Raw genomic sequence first — 3,151 nt, 5'->3', positions numbered from 1 at the left:
TGGCTTAGGGAGCCTGACGATTACCTACTTTCACACGGGAATCCGCACTATCATCGGCGTAGAGTCGTTTCACGGTCCTGTTCGGGATGGGAAGGGGTGGGACCGACTCGCTATGGTCATCAGGCAAAGAGGGTTGTTGCGCTGCTTCGCAGCACAACCAATCTTGGAAGAAGCAGTAATTCAGGTTGTGTGTATCACACACGAGAATCCAACCCGTCCGACGCGCTCTCTAGCGCGAAACAGACTTGTTATAGGATCAAGCCTTACGGGCAATTAGTATCAGTTAGCTGAACGCATTACTGCGCTTACACACCTGACCTATCAACGTCCTGGTCTCGAACGACCCTTCAAGGGGATCTAGTCCCCAGGGATATCTCATCTTAAGGCGAGTTTCCCGCTTAGATGCTTTCAGCGGTTATCTCTTCCGAACATAGCTACCCGGCGATGCCACTGGCGTGACAACCGGTACACCAGAGGTTCGTCCACTCCGGTCCTCTCGTACTAGGAGCAGCCCCCTTCAAATATCCAACGCCCACGGCAGATAGGGACCAAACTGTCTCACGACGTTTTAAACCCAGCTCACGTACCTCTTTAAATGGCGAACAGCCATACCCTTGGGACCGGCTACAGCCCCAGGATGAGATGAGCCGACATCGAGGTGCCAAACACCGCCGTCGATATGAACTCTTGGGCGGTATCAGCCTGTTATCCCCAGAGTACCTTTTATCCGTTGAGCGATGGCCCTTCCATACAGAACCACCGGATCACTATGACCTGCTTTCGCACCTGCTCGACTTGTCGGTCTCGCAGTTAAGCACGCTTATGCCATTGCACTATCAGCACGATTTCCGACCGTACCTAGCGTACCTTCGTACTCCTCCGTTACGCTTTGGGAGGAGACCGCCCCAGTCAAACTGCCTACCATGCACTGTCCCCGACCCGGATCACGGGCCAAGGTTAGAACCTCAAACAAACCAGGGTGGTATTTCAAGGACGGCTCCACCGAAACTAGCGTTCCGGTTTCATAGCCTCCCACCTATCCTACACAGATCGGTTCAAAGTCCAATGCAAAGCTACAGTAAAGGTTCATGGGGTCTTTCCGTCTAGCCGCGGGTAGATTGCATCATCACAAACACTTCAACTTCGCTGAGTCTCGGGAGGAGACAGTGTGGCCATCGTTACGCCATTCGTGCAGGTCGGAACTTACCCGACAAGGAATTTCGCTACCTTAGGACCGTTATAGTTACGGCCGCCGTTTACCGGGACTTCAATCAAGAGCTTGCACCCCATCATTTAATCTTCCGGCACCGGGCAGGCGTCACACCCTATACGTCCACTTTCGTGTTTGCAGAGTGCTGTGTTTTTATTAAACAGTCGCAGCCACCAGTTTATTGCAACCCCTTCACCCTCTGCGCGCAGGCGCATCAAGCTACAAGGGCGTACCTTATCCCGAAGTTACGGTACCAATTTGCCGAGTTCCTTCTCCCGAGTTCTCTCAAGCGCCTTAGAATACTCATCTCGCCCACCTGTGTCGGTTTGCGGTACGGTCATCGTTAGACTGAAGCTTAGAGGCTTTTCTTGGAACCACTTCCAATTGCTTCGCTCCCTAAGGAGCTCGCGCCACACCCTTGAATTACGCACCCGGATTTGCCTAAGTGCCTTCTCCAATGCAGCGACCGGGACTTCCAACACCCGGACAACCTTCCGCGATCCGTCCCCCCATCGCATCTAACAATGGTGCAGGAATATTGACCTGCTTCCCATCAGCTACGCATTTCTGCCTCGCCTTAGGGGCCGACTCACCCTACGCCGATGAACGTTGCGTAGGAAACCTTGGGCTTACGGCGAGGGGGCCTTTCACCCCCTTTATCGCTACTCATGTCAGCATTCGCACTTCCGATACCTCCAGCACCCTTTACAAGGCACCTTCGCAGGCTTACGGAACGCTCTCCTACCATGCGTGCAAAGCACGCATCCGCAGCTTCGGTATATAGCTTAGCCCCGTTACATCTTCCGCGCAGGACGACTCGATCAGTGAGCTATTACGCTTTCTTTAAAGGGTGGCTGCTTCTAAGCCAACCTCCTGACTGTTTTAGCCTTCCCACTTCGTTTCCCACTTAGCTATATTTGGGGACCTTAGCTGGCGGTCTGGGTTGTTTCCCTCTTGACACCGGACGTTAGCACCCGATGTCTGTCTCCCGTGATTGCACTCTTCGGTATTCGGAGTTTGCTATGGCGGGGTAATCTGCAATAGACCCCCCAACCATGACAGTGCTCTACCCCCGAAGGTGAGACACGAGGCACTACCTAAATAGTTTTCGGAGAGAACCAGCTATTTCCAGGTTTGTTTAGCCTTTCACCCCTATCCACAGCTCATCCCCTAACTTTTCAACGTTAGTGGGTTCGGACCTCCAGTACGTGTTACCGCACCTTCATCCTGGCCATGGATAGATCACCTGGTTTCGGGTCTACGCCCAGCAACTGAACGCCCTATTCGGACTCGCTTTCGCTACGCCTGCCCTATACGGTTAAGCTTGCTACTGAACGTAAGTCGCTGACCCATTATACAAAAGGTACGCCGTCACCCCTTACGAGGCTCCGACTGTTTGTATGCATGCGGTTTCAGGATCTATTTCACTCCCCTCCCGGGGTTCTTTTCGCCTTTCCCTCACGGTACTGGTTCACTATCGGTCGATCACGAGTATTTAGCCTTGGAGGATGGTCCCCCCATCTTCAGACAGGATTTCACGTGTCCCGCCCTACTTGTCGCACACCTAGTTCTTTCATACTGTTTTCGCCTACAGGGCTATCACCTGCTATGGCCGCACTTTCCAGAGCGTTCGGCTAACAATACAAATAAAGAGTGCAAGGCTCATCCCATTTCGCTCGCCACTACTTTGGGAATCTCGGTTGATTTCTTTTCCTGCGGTTACTTAGATGTTTCAGTTCACCGCGTTCGCTTCACATGGCCTATGTATTCAGCCATGGATACTCCAAAAGGAGTGGGTTTCCCCATTCGGACATCTACGGATCAAAGCTCGTTTGCCAGCTCCCCGTAGCTTTTCGCAGGCTACCGCGTCCTTCATCGCCTGTGATCGCCAAGGCATCCACCACATGCACTTGTTCGCTTGACCCTATAACGAGTCTGTCT

Annotated in this window: 2 rRNA genes; both read right to left on the bottom strand. The window is 52.9% G+C overall.

The annotated features are described in order from the left end of the window. Nucleotides 1-11: 11 nt before the first annotated feature. Nucleotides 12-124, bottom strand: a 5S ribosomal RNA gene (gene rrf, locus DIE15_RS36460). A gap of 128 nt (nt 125-252) precedes the next feature. Then, nucleotides 253-3,134, bottom strand: a 23S ribosomal RNA gene (locus DIE15_RS36455). Between the last annotated feature and the right edge of the window lie 17 nt (nt 3,135-3,151).

It is taken from the genome of Burkholderia sp. Bp9031, from assembly GCF_003857965.1.
Taxonomy (GTDB): domain Bacteria; phylum Pseudomonadota; class Gammaproteobacteria; order Burkholderiales; family Burkholderiaceae; genus Burkholderia; species Burkholderia ambifaria_A.
Note: the sequence above shows the minus strand (reverse complement) of the source record. Positions and strands in the feature narration are given on the sequence as shown.